Annotated in this window: 14 protein-coding genes and 1 pseudogene; 2 read left to right on the forward strand and 13 right to left on the reverse strand. The window is 63.7% G+C overall.

All coding sequences use genetic code 11. The features are described 5' to 3' along the window. Positions 1 to 128: 128 nt before the first annotated feature. A pseudogene (locus J1M46_RS14865) lies at positions 129 to 335 on the forward strand (IS1634 family transposase); the annotation flags it as partial. 384 nt (positions 336 to 719) lie between these two features. Here the strand turns inward: J1M46_RS14865 and J1M46_RS14875 are convergent. From J1M46_RS14875 to J1M46_RS14930, 12 genes are all read right to left on the reverse strand, one after another. Beyond that, positions 720 to 866 (reverse strand): hypothetical protein, encoded by a 147-nt coding sequence (locus tag J1M46_RS14875; protein WP_206448770.1) that lies wholly within the window; start codon positions 864 to 866, stop codon positions 720 to 722. 5 nt (positions 867 to 871) lie between these two features. Further along, entirely contained in the window at positions 872 to 1,843 is a 972-nt protein-coding gene (locus J1M46_RS14880) for a sugar kinase (RefSeq protein ID WP_342384418.1), read from the reverse strand. Continuing rightward, positions 1,840 to 2,463, reverse strand: a complete 624-nt coding sequence (locus J1M46_RS14885) for a bifunctional 4-hydroxy-2-oxoglutarate aldolase/2-dehydro-3-deoxy-phosphogluconate aldolase (RefSeq protein WP_206448771.1) — start codon at positions 2,461 to 2,463, stop codon at positions 1,840 to 1,842. The genes J1M46_RS14880 and J1M46_RS14885 overlap by 4 nt, the downstream gene beginning before the upstream one ends. After that, positions 2,460 to 3,230 carry an SDR family oxidoreductase gene (locus tag J1M46_RS14890; protein ID WP_206448772.1) on the reverse strand — a complete coding sequence of 257 codons (771 nt, stop codon included), beginning with the start codon at positions 3,228 to 3,230 and terminating at the stop codon, positions 2,460 to 2,462. The genes J1M46_RS14885 and J1M46_RS14890 overlap by 4 nt, the downstream gene beginning before the upstream one ends. A gap of 1 nt (position 3,231) precedes the next feature. After that, on the reverse strand, positions 3,232 to 4,254 hold the full coding sequence (locus tag J1M46_RS14895; protein ID WP_206448773.1) for a zinc-dependent alcohol dehydrogenase: 1,023 nt from the start codon (positions 4,252 to 4,254) through the stop codon (positions 3,232 to 3,234). A gap of 1 nt (position 4,255) precedes the next feature. Next, positions 4,256 to 6,694, reverse strand: a complete 2,439-nt coding sequence (locus tag J1M46_RS14900) for a gluconate 2-dehydrogenase subunit 3 family protein (protein WP_342384419.1) — start codon at positions 6,692 to 6,694, stop codon at positions 4,256 to 4,258. A gap of 201 nt (positions 6,695 to 6,895) precedes the next feature. Then, positions 6,896 to 7,960, reverse strand: coding sequence for an ABC transporter permease (locus J1M46_RS14905; protein ID WP_206448774.1), 1,065 nt, complete (start codon positions 7,958 to 7,960; stop codon positions 6,896 to 6,898). A 29-nt stretch (positions 7,961 to 7,989) separates the two neighbouring features. Continuing rightward, positions 7,990 to 9,564 carry a sugar ABC transporter ATP-binding protein gene (locus J1M46_RS14910; protein ID WP_206448775.1) on the reverse strand — a complete coding sequence of 525 codons (1,575 nt, stop codon included), beginning with the start codon at positions 9,562 to 9,564 and terminating at the stop codon, positions 7,990 to 7,992. A 39-nt stretch (positions 9,565 to 9,603) separates the two neighbouring features. Then, a complete protein-coding gene (locus J1M46_RS14915) occupies positions 9,604 to 10,623 on the reverse strand; it encodes a sugar ABC transporter substrate-binding protein (RefSeq protein WP_206448776.1) in 1,020 nt (339 codons plus the stop codon). A gap of 208 nt (positions 10,624 to 10,831) precedes the next feature. Next, entirely contained in the window at positions 10,832 to 11,722 is an 891-nt protein-coding gene (locus J1M46_RS14920; RefSeq protein WP_206448777.1) for an SMP-30/gluconolactonase/LRE family protein, read from the reverse strand. Positions 11,723 to 11,774: 52 nt separating this feature from the next. Next, positions 11,775 to 12,527: a glucose 1-dehydrogenase gene (locus J1M46_RS14925; RefSeq protein WP_206448778.1), complete on the reverse strand. Its 753-nt coding sequence runs from the start codon at positions 12,525 to 12,527 to the stop codon at positions 11,775 to 11,777. Positions 12,528 to 12,701: 174 nt separating this feature from the next. Further along, on the reverse strand, positions 12,702 to 13,517 hold the full coding sequence (locus J1M46_RS14930) for an acetoacetate decarboxylase family protein (protein ID WP_206448779.1): 816 nt from the start codon (positions 13,515 to 13,517) through the stop codon (positions 12,702 to 12,704). A gap of 265 nt (positions 13,518 to 13,782) precedes the next feature. Here J1M46_RS14930 and J1M46_RS14935 point away from each other — a divergent pair, with 265 nt between their 5' ends. Continuing rightward, positions 13,783 to 14,622 (forward strand): IclR family transcriptional regulator, encoded by an 840-nt coding sequence (locus J1M46_RS14935; RefSeq protein WP_206448780.1) that lies wholly within the window; start codon positions 13,783 to 13,785, stop codon positions 14,620 to 14,622. On the opposite strand, the gene J1M46_RS15960 is transcribed toward J1M46_RS14935, so the two are convergent. Continuing rightward, positions 14,557 to 15,054 (reverse strand): relaxase domain-containing protein, encoded by a 498-nt coding sequence (locus tag J1M46_RS15960; RefSeq protein ID WP_446698594.1) that lies wholly within the window; start codon positions 15,052 to 15,054, stop codon positions 14,557 to 14,559. The two genes, J1M46_RS14935 and J1M46_RS15960, sit on opposite strands and share 66 nt — an antisense overlap. Between the last annotated feature and the right edge of the window lie 176 nt (positions 15,055 to 15,230).

A 15,230-nucleotide genomic window follows, 5' to 3' on the forward strand; every position in this document is an offset into this window, starting at 1 on the left:
CTGCGCGATGTCGTGATCAGCATCGACGGGCACCAGCTCACCGCCGAGACCCCAGCAGCAGGCGAAGGCGCCGAAATTCTGGCCAAACTCAGGTCAGCTGCAGGGCACTAATCTGACACGATCCAGGCCTGACGATCGTGTTCTGCGCGCTGGCCGTCGCGCGACACCTCCAGGACATCACCGGCGTGAGCATCAAGAAGCTCGTCCGCACCCTCAAGCCGCTACGCGACGTGACCGTCGACATCGCCGGCACCGAGCTTGTCGCCACCGCACCGCTAGGAGAAGACGCGGCCAGCATTCTCGAGGCCATCACGTCAGCCGAAACTACGCACTAACTTGGCACGACTCAGGTCAGACCCGGGACGGTTCACTTCGGCGGGGTGCCTTTCCCAGGATCTGTCCGACCAGGTGGGTGCCGGCGCCCACCCTGTCAGCCGACCCCAGGCCAGCCACTCCCAAGACTTACAGCCGATTCAGGGTCACCGAGCTCCCCGACCGGGTCGCGGCGGACTCCATCGTGAACCGGCTCGCGAACCACGCCCGCACCATCAACCTCGGCCAGATCGACATGCGCCGACTCCGCCACGACCACGCCCGCGCAGGCGACACCTACTGGGAGTGACGGCCAGCGGCCCGGTCAGCGATGGCCGGGCCGCAACCAACAACACCGAACACCGCTACCAACTCCGCAGACTCGCGTTACCGACAAGCGCTACGCGTCAGAGGCGACGCGCGCGGCGATCCGCGACGCGCTGCAGCGCGACGATCGCGTCTTCCTGATGGGCGAGGACGTCGAACGCTACGGCAGCGGCTTCGCCGTTAGCCTCGGATCGGTAGAAGGAGGTGCCTGAAATCCTGGCCGCCATCAACATCAGCGCACGACGGGCTCACTAGCGCCAAGCAAAGCCAGCTCCTCACGAAACGGCATGCCCTCCCAGTCGCCCGCCGTTTCGCATGCAAAAGCCCCTGAACGCACGGCGGTGACAAGTCGCGATCGCGGTTCCCGGCCCGCGAGCAATTCGGCGAGGTAGCCGGCCACAAACGCGTCGCCGGCGCCGACAGTGTCGACGACGTTCGCCGGCACGGCCGCGAACGCGAACTCCTCATCGTCGATGACAGCGAAACACCCACGCGCGCCGAGCTTGATCAACACCTGGCGCGGCCCCAGCTTGCGGATGGCATGAGCGAGCTCGACCTCGCCCGTGCCGTCGACGATGATGCGCGCCTCCTCGTCTCCCGCGAAGACCACGTCCGATGCCGCTGCTAGCGCCACGAGGGTTTCGCGCGCATCGTCCTGGGACCACAGGCGTGAGCGGAAGTTGATATCGAACGACACAGGCACCCCCGCCGTATTTGCACGGGAGACAGCCTCGAACGTCGCGTCCCTCGCGGTCTCCGATAGTGCGGGCGTGATGCCGGTAATGTGGAGAAGCGCCGATCGCTCGATGAGTCCCTCGGGAATGTCCCCGGGCGCGAGCCGACTTCCCGCGCTGCCCGCCCGGTAATACCAGATGCGCGAGACACTACTGGTGCGTCGTTCCTTGATCATGAGACCTGTCTGCGCAGAATCCCTGATAGCAAAGACATCAAGCCCCTCAGCGCGCAGCTCCCGCTCGACCAAGTCTCCAACGCTGTCGTTACCCCGCCGCCCCAGCCACGTGGTAGAAACCCCGAGCCGCTGAAGTGCGATTGCCACATTGCTCTCGGCGCCTCCAATCCCCAGGTGCACAGTGCCCGCGTGCACGAGCGGTCCCGGGTCGGCCGAGACAAATAGGCCCATTGTCTCGCCGAACGTGACCACGCCGCCGGCGCGGGGAACGGCTGACATGTCCGCGATGCTCACCCCAGTCTCCGACTCAACATGACGATCTCCGCACAGCGTCGACGAATCTCGTCGAAATCGCCGTCGGCGATCAGCGCGCGCGGTGTGATCCAGCTCGAGCTGATAGCAAAGACCGACGATTTCGAGAGATACTCCGCCGCGTTGGACGGGTTCACACCACCGCTCGGCATGAAGGACACCCCGGCGAAGGGACCGGCGAGCGCGTCGATCAACGCTGGCCCGCCGAGCTGCTGAGCCGGAAACAACTTCAGGCGCGCCACGCCGGCACGGGAAGCGCGCTGAATTTCCGTCGCTGTGGCGACACCGGGCACGTAGGGGATCGATTCCGCGAGGGCGGCACCGAGCACACTCGTGTCAAGTCCTGGGCTAACCAAAAACTGTGCCCCGCCATCGACAGCTCGCACCACGTCGTCCGCCGACAAGACCGTGCCAGCGCCGACTGTAAAGCCGTCGCGCCGCGCAAGCGCCCGGATCACGTCGATCGCCGCCGGGGTGCGCAGCGTCACCTCCGCGCAGCGGACGCCTCCTGCGGCGAGGGCGTCGGCGAGAGGATCGGCGTGCGCGGCGTCGTCGATGACGACGATCGGAACGATCTCACCGAGTGCAGCTTCAATACTCATCGCCCGAGCCAGCCACCATCGACGGGGAGAGTCACTCCGTTCACATAGTCGGATGCAGGCGCGGCCAGAAACACTGCCGCACCCTGCAGATCGGACGGCTTGCCCCATCGCGCGGCGGGGATGCGCGACAAGATCGCCGCAGTGCGCTCACCGTCGGCGCGCAACGCGGCCGTATTATCCGTCGCGATGTATCCGGGCGCGATAGCGTTAACGTTCACGCCCCGGGCGGCCCATTCGTTCGCGAGCGCTTTTGTCAGTCCAGCGATCCCCGACTTCGCCGCCGTATAGCCCGGAACTAGGACGCCTCCTTGGAAACTCAGGAGCGACGCCGTGAAGATGATCTTTCCGCGGGTGCGCGCCAGCATGAGTTCGCCAATCGCCCTGGTCAGCACAAACTGTGACGTAAGGTTCACGGCGATCACCTCATCCCAGTATTCATCGCTGTGCTCGACGGCAGGCTGGCGGCGGATGGTGCCAGCATTGTTCACGAGGATGTCAACTTCGTCGGCGCGCAACTCCTTAAGAACCCGGTACACGCTTGCTCGATCCGAAAAGTCGGCCGCATACGATTCGAACGCCTGACCCGTCTCACGTACCCGCATGGCCACCTCACTTTCCGGGCCCTGCAGGCTTTTGCTGACGCACGCGATTTCAGCGCCGGCTGCCGCGAGCGCGCAGGCGATCTCGAGCCCGATGCCCCGGTTCCCCCCTGTAACGACGGCACGCTTGCCGCTTAGGTCGAAAAGTTCAGTCTGAGTTGCATGCATGTCAAACCGCCTCCGATGCCTGGCAGTCGATGAGAATCTTCATCGCCTTGCCTGATTCAAGAGCAGCAAATGCCTCCATCGTGCTCTCGAGGGGAACAACCCGCGAGACGATCGCGTCGACCGGAACCGTTCCCTCAGCAATCAGCTGAATGGCTTGAACGAAGTCCTCGCGCGTGTAAACCCGTGCTCCGAGGATCTCGAGCTCGCGCCAGAACACGCGCGGCAGGTCGAGTGGCTGAGCATGCGCCTGGATGCCGACGACCACCACTCTGCCGCGTACTCGGGCGAGCGAAGTCGCAACCAGAATGCCGGGCGCCGATCCCGAGACCTCGAACACGACATCTGCCCCATCGCCGTCGCTCCACCTCTCCACCCATTCCACCTGATCGACATCGAGTGGATTGATCGTTGAGAATCCGAGTGCAGCGATGTTCGCCTGCCGCTCGCGATCCACTTCGATCACGAGAACCTCGGCACCGAGGTCACGCGCCACTACCCCGATCAGTGCACCGATCGGCCCGCCGCCGATGATCACCGCCCGCTCGCCTGCCATCAGTCGCGAGCGATTGACGTCGTGGACGGCCACGGCTACGGGCTCGACCAGCGCGGCATCGCGAAGTGGAATCGCGGCGGGCAACGGGATGACAATGTTCGCCGGCACGTTCCATGTGGTCTGCAGTGCACCAGGTGAGTCGATGCCGACGAACTCGAGATTGTGGCATACGTGGTTGTGACCATCGCGGCACGCACGACACGCACCGCACCACGCGAGGGGCATCACCGTGACGCCATCACCGAGCTCGAAGCCGTCGACACCCTCACCCACCGCCGACACGTTGCCACTCATCTCATGACCGATGATGGTCGGCGACCTATGGTCCATATGTCCGCGCAGGATGTGCAGGTCGGTCCCACAGATACCGGTGTATGCGACGGCGACCTGCACCTCTCCGGCACCCGGCTCCTTCGGCTCGCTGCGGCGTACGTCTATCGCGCCTTCTCCCATATACGTGACCGTCGTCATCTCATTCTCCTCGCCCGACGACGTCCGCGTCTGCTCCCTCAGGCGCATCGGAGGCTGGCCACGTGTATGGCCACTCCATCTCACCGAGCATGTACTTTTCGACGTTGAACACGCCGTTCGTTGTGTCTTCAAGCGACTTCGGCCCATCGAAGCCGACCACGTCCCAACCCACGCGATTGCGGTTCCCGCCGTAGACGGGGTCGCCGTAGTACCCCTGCCGCGTGTGTAGCAGGAGAGCCGAGAAGAAGTCGGACCCGTTGTCTGACGCCCCCCGATCGGATGCCGCTGCCCCCGCCGGCACCCAGGCGACCTCGTCGCTGAGCACCGTGGACTCAGGTTTCGGAGCGCCCGAAAGCGTCACGAGCACCTCGTCTTGCTGCTGCTCATCGAGCGCGACGAACTCGACTCCGTATGCGTCGCGGCTGAGGCGATCGAGTTCGCGTACCCCCTCGTGGTACGTCGCCTGGAGCTCGGCGATCCTGCCCCGCCACGCGTCGGCCTCCTTCCCGCTCATTGCCAGGAAGCCCGACCCGTCGGCAGAGGCGTAAATGTACTCGATGCCCGACAGGTACCTGTCAATGAAGAGAGTGACCCCGGCCTCATTCGCTCCGGCATCGTGATCCGTGGGCATAATCCGCGCCGTCGCAGCCTCGATTGTGTCCCACTCGTGATCACTGAAGAAGAGCCGTTCGGTGGAATCCGGGTCAATGGGTGGGATGTCGTTGGCCCATGCGGCCTTGCTGGCCGGATGCACCTCGTCACTTGGCAGGCGGCCGCCGTCTCGGGGGGCATAGGGGCGCGTCTCTCCGGCAGCCCGGTCGGCGCGGCGCCTTCCGATGCCGGGCGTGGCTGCAATGTGCTCGGCACAGCGCCATGCGTTCGCCATCATCAGCGGCGTGGGGTTGACTCCGGTCGCTGTTGGGAACCCGCTGCCGTCGAGCACGAACAGGTTGTCGACGTCGTGCGCCTGGCCCCAGCCGTTCAGCACCGACTTCGACGGGTCCGTGCCCATACGGGCCGTACCGTGCTGGTGAGTCGTGGTACCGGGAATCATGTCGGCGAGACCGACGGTGTGGATGCGCGAGGCACCGGCGGCCTCGAGGATCTCGGCATTCTTGGCAACCTGCCAGTTCGCCATCGCGATGTCATTCGGGTGGCTTGTGTAGGTGATCCGTGCGACAGGCATGCCCCACGCGTCTTGAACATCGGGGTCAAGGTCGACCCGGTTCGTGTGTTGAGGCATGTCGTGCAGGATCATCCCGATCTTCATCGCGTAGTTGAAGTAGTCGCGGTCTGCGTTCTTCATGGCCTGACCCCACAATGGGCGGTCGGGCATTGACCAGTTGATGGGCTGCAACGTTCCGGACGCCGTGATGAACGATCCGTTAATGTGACCTCGTGACGCGTCCGATTCGTAGAACTGGAACGATCCCCCGTTGAGGTAGTAGCCAGTCCAGCCGTACAGAGGGTCGTTCACCAAGTTGTCAAACAGCCCGGTGGCATAGCAGTACTCGTGGAAGGTCGCATTGCGCCCGACCAGGCCGCTGCTGTTCGCAAGCCCGTCCGGAAACAGTGTCGACGTCGACAGCAGCAGCAGGCGCGCGGACTCGATCGCGGTCGAGCACAAGACGACGATCTCAGCTTCCTGCTCGACCTCGCGACCGTCGGGATCAAGGTAGGTGACGCTCTTCGCGCGACCGTCCCGCCCCACGTTCACCCGCGTCACGTAGCTGTCGGCCCGCAACTCGTATAGGCCTGTGGCGAGCGCTTCGGGAATGAAGCTCGTGAGCGTCGTCGACTTGTTCAGCCCCGGGTCACCATAAAGGTTCCAGAAACCCGTGCACTGCGCGGGCGGGCGCCCGTTGTGTTCCCGCGTCACGAGACCTTGCGGTACAGGTGCGGCGTCGATACCGAGGCGGTCGCACGCCTCGTAGAACTTACGTCCGAACGCTGTGACAGGCGGCGGGGGCGTGGGATACGGGCGACTGCGCCGCACCTCATATGGGCTTTCACGGTCGAGACCGCTCGTGCCGAACGCCCACTCGACCTTCGTGAGGTAGGGCTCGATGTCGTCATAGGTAAACGGCCAGTCCGCGAGGCTGGCGCCCTCGACCTCGCCGTGGATGGTCAATTGCCGAAAGTCGGAGGGACGGGGGCGCGGCATCCACGCGTTCCAGTGCACCGTCCCGCCACCCACCTGCTGCGGGAGCGGAGAGAACGGAAAGATCTCGGCCTTCGTGTTCTCGTCCGGACGACGGGTCCTCGGCTTGATGCGCACATCGGGGTGCAGATAGTTGCGTCCGAGGTATTTGACCTCGTCAAACGAGAAGTCCTTCGGCGTCAACCACGGGCCGCGCTCGAGGCCGACCACCGACAGCCCCTTTTCGGTGAGCACCTTCGCCACCGTTCCGCCGGTCGCACCAGCCCCGACGATGACCACGTCAACTTTCTCTGGCTTACGCGCATACCGTGATGTTGAACTCATTGATCTTTCTCCCTACTACTTGAGCCATTGATGCAGTGCTTCGAAGATGGGTTGCTCCGGCGAGCCGGTCCGTCGGTCGGTCGGTCGGTCGAAGCCTGTTCGCGAGCGCGCGTCGCCTCAATCGAAGACCGCCGCGCCCGCGCTCGTTCCGGGTGTTCAGTTCGAGATCGGCGCATAGTTGCGTCGCCTGAACAGCGAGTTGAACCCGCGCACGAAATCCTTCGAGCCACCCGACGTGAGGTACACCGCGAGCAGCACGAGGATGCCCTGAACGACGAGCTGACCCTCCGCCTGCACGCTCCGGAGGTTCATGATGTTGGAGATGGTCCCGATGAGCAGTGCACCGATCACGGCGCTCACAGGATTTCCTTTACCACCGAAGAGTGCGGCCCCACCGACGACGGCCGCGGCGATCGAGTCGAGCTCGTAGCCCGAACCTACCAGCGCGCTGCCACCAGAGAGCTGTGCGGCGAGGAGCAACCCGGCGAGACCGGCCAGGAACCCTGAGATCACATAGGCGAGGATGACGTTCCTGCGAACCGGGAGCCCCGAGAGCAGCGCCGCCTGGCTGTTGCCCCCGATGGCGTACTGCTGTCGCCCGAAGATCGTGTACCGCATAACCAGCGCCATGACGATCGTCACGACGATGAGCAGAATGGCGGGCGATGAGATGCCGAGTACCTGGCCGTTGAACAGACCGATGAACTCCTGGTTCGTGATCGCGATGAGCGACCCGCCCTGCACAAAGAACGAGATGCCCTGAATAATGCTCATCATGCCGAGTGTCGCAATGAACGGGGTGATTCGTCCGAAGACGACAGCGAGGCCGTTCAGAACGCCAACCCCGGCGCAGATGACGAGCGCCCCGCCGATCGCCACGACGAGCGAGCCCCCCTGGGCCAGGATCCAGGCCGAGGAGACCGTCGCGAAGGCGGCGATCGCACCCACCGACAGGTCGATTCCCGCAGTGACGATGACCATAAACTGTCCGATCGCGAGGATCGAGACGATGGCACCCGAGAGGAGGATGTTCTGGAGGTTCAGAGCGGTGAGAAAATACGGCGACGCGAACGAGCCGATGATTATGACCACCACAAGCGCCAACAGGATTGGGACGTACGACCCCGTGAACAGCCGCCGCACGCGGAAGCGAACGGCCTGCTGCGGGGCAGAAGCGGGCGCGGTGAGCTGATCACCGCGATTCTTGAGTGTGTCACTCATTTTGGATGATTCCGTTCTATGGACATGAGCTACCGCAGTAGGCCCAGGAGATGATCGAGGTTCGTCGCCTCGTGCTCGAAGGATTCGGTCAGCCGGCCGTTCTGCATGACGTGTATACGGTCGGCCATGAGCGCCTCGCTCAGCTCGGACGTGAGCAGCAACACCGATCCGCCCTCCGCGAGATACCTGGTGATGCCGTCGTAGATACTCTCTTTGGCAGAGACGTCAACGCCCCGGGTCGGCTCGTTGATGATGAGGAGGTCGGCGCCAGCGGCGATCCACTTGGCGAACACAACCTTCTGCTGGTTCCCGCCGCTGAGCGTCCCCACGACCTGCTCGGCGTCCCAGACCTTGATGCCGAGATCGCGGATCATCTCGTCGGCGATGTCCGATTCCTTCCCACCCCGTCGAACGCCGAAGCGATTGATAGAGCCGAGGCTCGCCAATGAGATGTTCGCCTTCACCGTCATGTCGAGCACGAGGCCTTGAGATTTTCGGTCTTCGGGGATCATGCCGAGCCCCGCACCGATCGCTTCGCCCGGCGAGCGGGCCCGCAGGCGACGAGTCGTGTGGACGGAGATCTCACCAGCTGTGCGCGCCCTGCTGCCGAAGAGCGCCGCACCGAGCTCGGACTGCCCGCTGCCCACCAACCCCGTGACAGCGACGGCCTCGCCCACCTTGACAGTCAGCGAAATATCACGCAGCAGGTGCGAGTCGCTGAGGCCGCGCACGTCCACGATCACGGGCGCGTCTCTGGCGACGACCTGGGGATTGATCCGGCGTCGAGCTCCACTCGTGATCTGCCCCAGGAAATCGACCTGACTCGCGCCCACCATCGAGCGAACCGCGGCGTCAGGGGCGAGTTCAGAGACTGATCTGGTCTGTATCCGGCGTCCGTCACGCATCACCGAGATCCGATCGCACAACCGGTAGACCTCATCTAGCCTGTGCGAAATGAACACCACCGCGACGCCCTCAGAGCGCAGCTTGTCAACGACCTCGAAGAGTCGGTCGACGTCGGGCTGTGGGAGCGTCGCCGTCGGCTCGTCCAGCAGGAGCACTCTGGCCCTGTGATGTAAGGCCTTTGCGATCTCAACCACCTGCTGCTCAGCCACCGAGAGCATCTGGACTGGGGTGTCGACGGGGATGTCGAATCCCAGGTTGCGGACGGCAGCCGCGGCGTTACGACGCACGGCATTCCAGTTGATGACGCCCAGCTTGTTGCGCGGCAGGTCAGAGATGTACACGTTCTCGGCGACGGTCAAAGCCGGCGAAAGGCTGAGTTCTTGGTGGATCGTGTAGATGCCGGCCTGCTGCGCGTCGACTGGGCGCGCGAATCGCACCCGCGCGCCCTCGAAATACAGCTCCCCTTCGCTCGGGGCTTCGATTCCGGACATGATCTTGACCAGCGTGGACTTCCCCGCGCCATTCTGGCCAAGAATGGCGTGACACTCGCCAGCCCAGATCTCGAGATCGACACCGTCGAGTGCCCGCACACCCGGGTAGCTCTTCGATACCCCGACGAGCCGCAACAACGGCTCGTCGCGTCGACCCTCCTGACCGATCGGATCGGATCCTGATCTCGAATCAGTTCCCATCGTCATTTCCCTCCTCACTGAGTGTCAGACGACTCGGCGGCAGTCTCAGAACTTGGCGTTCTCTTTGAGGACCTCCGCGGCATTGCCAGGGGTGTAGAGAGGCGTGTCGATGTACTTAACGCCCCCGGGGCAGGACTCACTCTGGGGAACACCCTCGATGGCGGCCTTCGCCATCTCGACCGCCACTTGACCTTGCACGTCCGGGCTGTTTGCACCGTCCGCGAAGATCGGACCATCGGGGTTGTCGATCATGAACTGCACGGTCGACATGGCGCCGTCGTAGGTTCCGATCACTGCCGTGTCCCAAATCCCCATGCTCGTCAACGCCGACTCAACGGGCGGGAGCATCGAGTCGCTCGCAACGAACAGCAGCTGCAGATCAGGGTTCGCCGTCGCGACCTCGCGCAACGGTGCGAGGGCGCCATCGGCCGTCCACTCGCCGTAGACCGTCGGCAGCATGTCGAGTTCGGGTGCGCCAGAGACTGACTCATAGCCACTCACGAATCCGGAGGTACGAAGCTCAGTCACGACCTCTCCGGGGAAGCCGCCCACCATCACCGCCTTAACGGGTGCGGAGCCGGTGTTGCGTGACTTCATCACCTCGGCGAGTTCGGCGCCGACTCCGGCCGCGACTGCCTCCTGGTCTTCCGCGACGTAGCAATAGGCGCTCGATGCGAGCGATTCATCGAGGTTCGAGTTGACCGCAATCAACGGAATGCTCGCTTGCTTCAGCGCCGTGACGGAGGGAGCGACGCCCCTCGGGTCGGCGGGGTTGATGATGACCGCTCCCACACCCTTAGTGATGAAGGTCTGCACGTCGGAGTTCTGGGTGACGGGGTCACCCCCAGCATCGGACTCGAGCAGTTCGATCCCCTCTTCGGCCGCCGCGACCCGCGCACCCTCAGACTGAGCGGCCCACCAGTCACTCTCAAAGTTGCGCTGGGCGAACCCCACTGTCGCGGAGGTTCCTTCTGCCGCGCCGCCCTCGGCTCCCGATGCGCAGCCAGCCAAGGCTACGACGACGGCCGATGCCGCGAATACTGCGACGAGTCTTCTTGTGTTCATGGTGATGCACCTCTTCGTGAATCAGGTTGGGAACAGTTCGGTCGAACTGTCCGGATGATGCAGGCAAGCGGATACCTAGGTTCATGCCTTGGTGAGCGGCGTTGGGGATCCTCGACCGCCATGAGGGCCCTGGGAAACGCGGAGCCCTCCACGTCACGGAGCGTTCTTCGTTGAAGTCGACCGCGTGACGTGCACGTGCACTTCGGCTCTACTGGCTCCGGCCGGCGCGCATGTAACCGAGCTGATTCCCCCTCACCTTGGTTCGAACTCGATACACCGATGTCGAGGCTGTGATGTACAGCGTTCGCCAATCGGAATCGCCCCAGTTGAGGTTGGAGACCTTCTCCGGAACTTCAATCGTGCCGATATGTCTCCCAGCCCGGTTGAAGATCCAGATCCCCCCGGGGCCGGTCACGTACAGGTTGCCGAGTTCGTCGACCTTCATACCGTCGACGAAGCCGTCGGAGTGGTCACTGACGGCGCTGATCCCGGATGCGAAGACACGGTCGTCCGATAGCGCTCCGTTGGAGTCGTACTGGAAGGAACGAACGTGCGCACGCTCCGTATCACCGACGTACAGTCGCGACTCGTCGGGTGACAAGCAGAGGCCATTCGGCTGCCCGAAGTCCGCGGCCAGAAGCTGCAACTCGCCAGCGGGGGTCACGCGGTATACTCCGCGAAATTCGAGTTCCACGTCGCGTTCGACACCGAAGACGGACATCCGGCCGAACACGGGATCGGTGAACAGCACCGCGCCATCGCTCGCGACGATCACGTCGTTCGGACTGTTCAGTTCACGGCCCTCCCAGCGTTCGGCGAGCACCGTCCGCGAACCGTCCGCGGCCTCACGCACCACTCTGCTCGTCGAGTGCTCACACACGATTAATGCGCCGCCGTTGTCGATCGTCATCCCGTTGCACTTGTTGCTCTCAGCGCGTTCGATCGTCACACCTCCGTGTTCGCGCCAGCGCCGGCGCTTGTCGTGAGGCATGTCGCTGAACACCAGCGACTGATCCGGCATCCAAACGGGACCCTCGGTGAAGCCGAACCCGCTTGCCACACGCTCGAGACGCGACATCGGTTCGATCAGGTCGGCCATCCCCGTCTCAGGCGCTCCCCCGGACACCGCGCTCGCATCGCGCGCTGGCGTGTTAGCTCGCAATTTGTCCTCCCTCGGCGTAGAAGGGCGCCCCGGTAGAGAAGCTGGAGGCATCGCTTGCGAGGAACACGACCAATGGCGCGATCTCGGTAGGCAACCCGGCCCGACCGATGGGGTTGCCACTCTCCGCTGCAGCCGGATCGGCCTGGGCGGCAAGAAAGCTCCGCCCGATGCCCGTCAAGATGAGTCCTGGGACGAGCGCGTTCACCGTGATGTTGTCCCGTGCATGGTCCATAGCCATGGCGCGGGTGAGTGACATCACTGCCCCTTTCGAGGCTATGTACGCCGCGTTGTCCGCCCAGCCGATGAACGAGCTCGGCGACGCGGTATTGATGATGCGCCCGCCACCTCCGCGACGCATCTCCGGAATGGCGAAGCGCGAGCAATAGAAAATGCCGTCGACGTTGATCGAGAAGATTCGCCGCCACTCACTGGTCGACAGGTCAACAACGTTGCCCTCCATGGGGTTGATGCCTGCGTTGTTGAACAGTACGTTCACGCCGCCGAAAGCCGCGACTGTCTCATCGATGAGCCGACGTGCTTCGTCCTCCTGCGAGACGTCACAACGGACGGCGATCGCGTTGCCGCCCGCCTGGTGGATCAGTTCCACCGTTTCCTCGGTACCAGCCGTATCCACATCGCTGACGGCGATGCTGGCTCCTTCCGCGGCGAGCGCGATAGCGGACGCGCGCCCGATCCCCGAAGCTCCGCCCGTAACGATCGCCGTTTTTCCTGTCAGTTTCACGTTGTCCTTATCCAATGGTTAGAGGGGTACGAGCTACACCCAAGAGCGGCTGCGGAACTATGTGGAGTGGTGCGGGTGCCGCACGGCCCCTCCCAATGCGCGGGAGCGAATCCTGAGAGCGAGATCTGCGATCGCCCGCGACTGAGAGAGGCCGTGCTGCCCGAACGGTCGAGCTCAGACCAAGGTCGGCGCCGCACCCGCACGTGACAGGTCGAGAGGGCGTGCAAGATCGTCCGTCTGAACGACTCGATCCGCCACACCGTAGTGGTTGAACGTGCAACGACCGAAGTACGACGTGAAATCGCTCAGCGGGCCGATCGGGATCTGATCGAACGGACCGTCCTGGATCGAGATGCCGCCCGTGCCCTTCATAGTGTCCGCGGCCTCGAACTCAAGGTGAACCCAGACGAGCTCGTTCTTCTCGAGCCCAATCTCGGTGTTGGCCGGGGTCTGGCGGTAACAGATGGAGTATGCCTTTCCGAAGAACGGAAACTCCTCCTTGTCGATCGGCTTGAGGTCCTCGATCGCAGCCGACACGAGGTGTGATCCCCGGCGCCCGACCGTGTACTCATAGCGATCGGAGTCCTCGGCGGAACGCGGGGTGATAGCCATCTGGCCGATCTTCTTCGGGTAACCCCAGACCTCACGCCCATGAACGAGCACCAGATCGTCGTCGACATAGAGCTGCACGAGGAACAAGCCCTCAGAGTCCGGATCGTCGGGTAGATGCGTCTTGATGCCGATACCCCACTCATGGAACGGATATGCCCACGTGCGAACGCCTTCCTTCTCCGTCTCCTTGAAGTACCCCATATAGATGACGACTTCGTCTGTGGCGACGAGCGGTGCCGGCACGAGCTTGCGCAAGTGCTCGAGGTCGCCCTTGGCGGTCATGATCAGGTAATCGGCGTCGATGCGCCCGATCATTTCACCGTTGTCGCATGCCATCCAGTCAAGTTCGTAGTTCCTACAAACTTCTCCCTGCTTCACAGCATTCTCCCATCTCCATTGATTGCGGCAGTCTACGGTTCGCGCAACAACAAGCTCCCCGGGGATGCATCGTTGGGCATCCGATTCGGACTTCAGAGCTTCGCCAGGCAGTTCCGCCGCTGTGTGCCCTCCAAGATTAGATCAGGCTCGCGCAATCCGTCAACCCCTAGACATGCTGTCAATCAGCTGACACTATGGGGCGGGTTGCCACATCGAATCCAGGCGGAAGTGATCCAATGGGTTAGACGCATACAAACGGGACAACATGACTCAACTTTCTAAATCGGGCAGTCGCTGGCAGAGCGCGACGGCCTCGCCCGCAGTCACGCGTGCGGCCGACATCCTCGACATCCTCGCGAGGAGCCGCGGCCTGCCGATCTCCATCGGTCAAATGGCCGCATCCGCCAAGATTCCGCGTTCGTCAGCCGCGAACATCTGCGCCGCACTCTCGGGCGCCGGGATGGTGATCGAGACTGATCATGGCTTCATGCTCGGGCCGCGACTGTTCGAGTTCGGCCAGGCCTACGTCGCCGCCCTCGACCCATTGCGCAGCTTCACTGAGGCCTGCCAGAATCTGCCGCCCAGCATGAACGAAACCATTCAGCTCGCCACGCTCGACGGGCTCGAGGTCGTGTACCTGGGACGACACGACGGCAACCAGCGCATCCAGATCGCGTCCAGTGTCGGCCTTCGGCTGCCGGCAAGCTGTACGGCACTCGGAAAGGCCATGCTCGCGGATCTCCCGAAGACGGAGAGCACCGAGCGACTCCGCGCCGCGGAGCCACTCCCGTCGCTGACGACATTCTCGAAAACGACGGCGGCCGAACTCGAACTGGAACTCTCACAGATCCGGCACAACCGATGCGCCGTTGACGATGAGGAGACCACGGAAGGGATTCTGTGCGTCGGTGTTGCCGTGTCCGACATTCCCCAGGGGTCCGGCAGGTTTGGAGTCAGCATCACCACCTTGAAGAGCCTCGCAACCGAGGCGCGGATTGAGCAGCTCGTGAAGACAGCCACCGACCTCGCCCGCGCGGTGTCACGCCCGGCAGGGGCGGTTCCCGGCGGACTCGGGCGCGCAGCCGATGCGACGGGCCAACCGTAAGTGCGGTAGACCACGTAGAGCCAGCGTCGCGGCGAGCTCGCGCTCCATGAAAGCGAGCACGCCGCCGATCGCCTTCAGGTGCGCGGCGGCGATTGTGGCCTGCGTGTTCGCATCGGCCACCGCCCATCGGACAGATGCCGACTTCGGCGGCGAAAAGGTGAAGTCGTAGCCGGCGACCGCGCGGCGAGTCGGTGTTGGCGCGTCGGTGGACGACCTGTCGGCCTCGACGCGATCGACTACAAGAGCTGAAGCGCCTGTAAGTCTCTGAGGTGGCTGGCCTGGGGTCGGCTGACAGGGTGGGTGCTGGTGCTCCGTCTGGTCGTGACTCTTGAATCGCCTGGCCTCTCGCTTCGGCGGGGTGCCTTTCCCAGGATCTGTCCGACCAGGTGGGCGCCGGCGCCGACCCTGCCCACTTGCGATGGCTTGTGTCAAGTGTCGGGTTTGGTAGAGGCTGATTTATCTGGTTTCGGTCGATGAGAGTGGGTCTGCTGCACGGATAGGTGACATCTGAGTTGGCTAGCCCGGAGGGCTGGCCTGGAAGGATGTCATCATGCCCAAGCCGTTTCCCAAGGAGTTTCGCGACGACGTGGTCCGTGTGGCGCAGCACC

The sequence above is a fragment of the Agrococcus sp. KRD186 genome (assembly GCF_017168255.1).
GTDB lineage: Bacteria > Actinomycetota > Actinomycetes > Actinomycetales > Microbacteriaceae > Agrococcus.

What these genes read in the sequence shown, in the direction of transcription:
- J1M46_RS14920 (WP_206448777.1), bottom strand. Translation starts at nt 11,722, where the DNA reads ATGGCCGACCTGATCGAACCGATGTCGCGTCTCGAGCGTGTGGCAAGC.
- J1M46_RS14875 (WP_206448770.1), bottom strand. Translation starts at nt 866, where the DNA reads ATGGCGGCCAGGATTTCAGGCACCTCCTTCTACCGATCCGAGGCTAAC.
- J1M46_RS14890 (WP_206448772.1), bottom strand. Translation starts at nt 3,230, where the DNA reads ATGCATGCAACTCAGACTGAACTTTTCGACCTAAGCGGCAAGCGTGCC.
- J1M46_RS14915 (WP_206448776.1), bottom strand. Translation starts at nt 10,623, where the DNA reads ATGAACACAAGAAGACTCGTCGCAGTATTCGCGGCATCGGCCGTCGTC.
- J1M46_RS14935 (WP_206448780.1), top strand. Translation starts at nt 13,783, where the DNA reads ATGACTCAACTTTCTAAATCGGGCAGTCGCTGGCAGAGCGCGACGGCC.
- J1M46_RS14905 (WP_206448774.1), bottom strand. Translation starts at nt 7,960, where the DNA reads ATGAGTGACACACTCAAGAATCGCGGTGATCAGCTCACCGCGCCCGCT.
- J1M46_RS14885 (WP_206448771.1), bottom strand. Translation starts at nt 2,463, where the DNA reads ATGAGTATTGAAGCTGCACTCGGTGAGATCGTTCCGATCGTCGTCATC.
- J1M46_RS14895 (WP_206448773.1), bottom strand. Translation starts at nt 4,254, where the DNA reads ATGACGACGGTCACGTATATGGGAGAAGGCGCGATAGACGTACGCCGC.
- J1M46_RS14910 (WP_206448775.1), bottom strand. Translation starts at nt 9,564, where the DNA reads ATGACGATGGGAACTGATTCGAGATCAGGATCCGATCCGATCGGTCAG.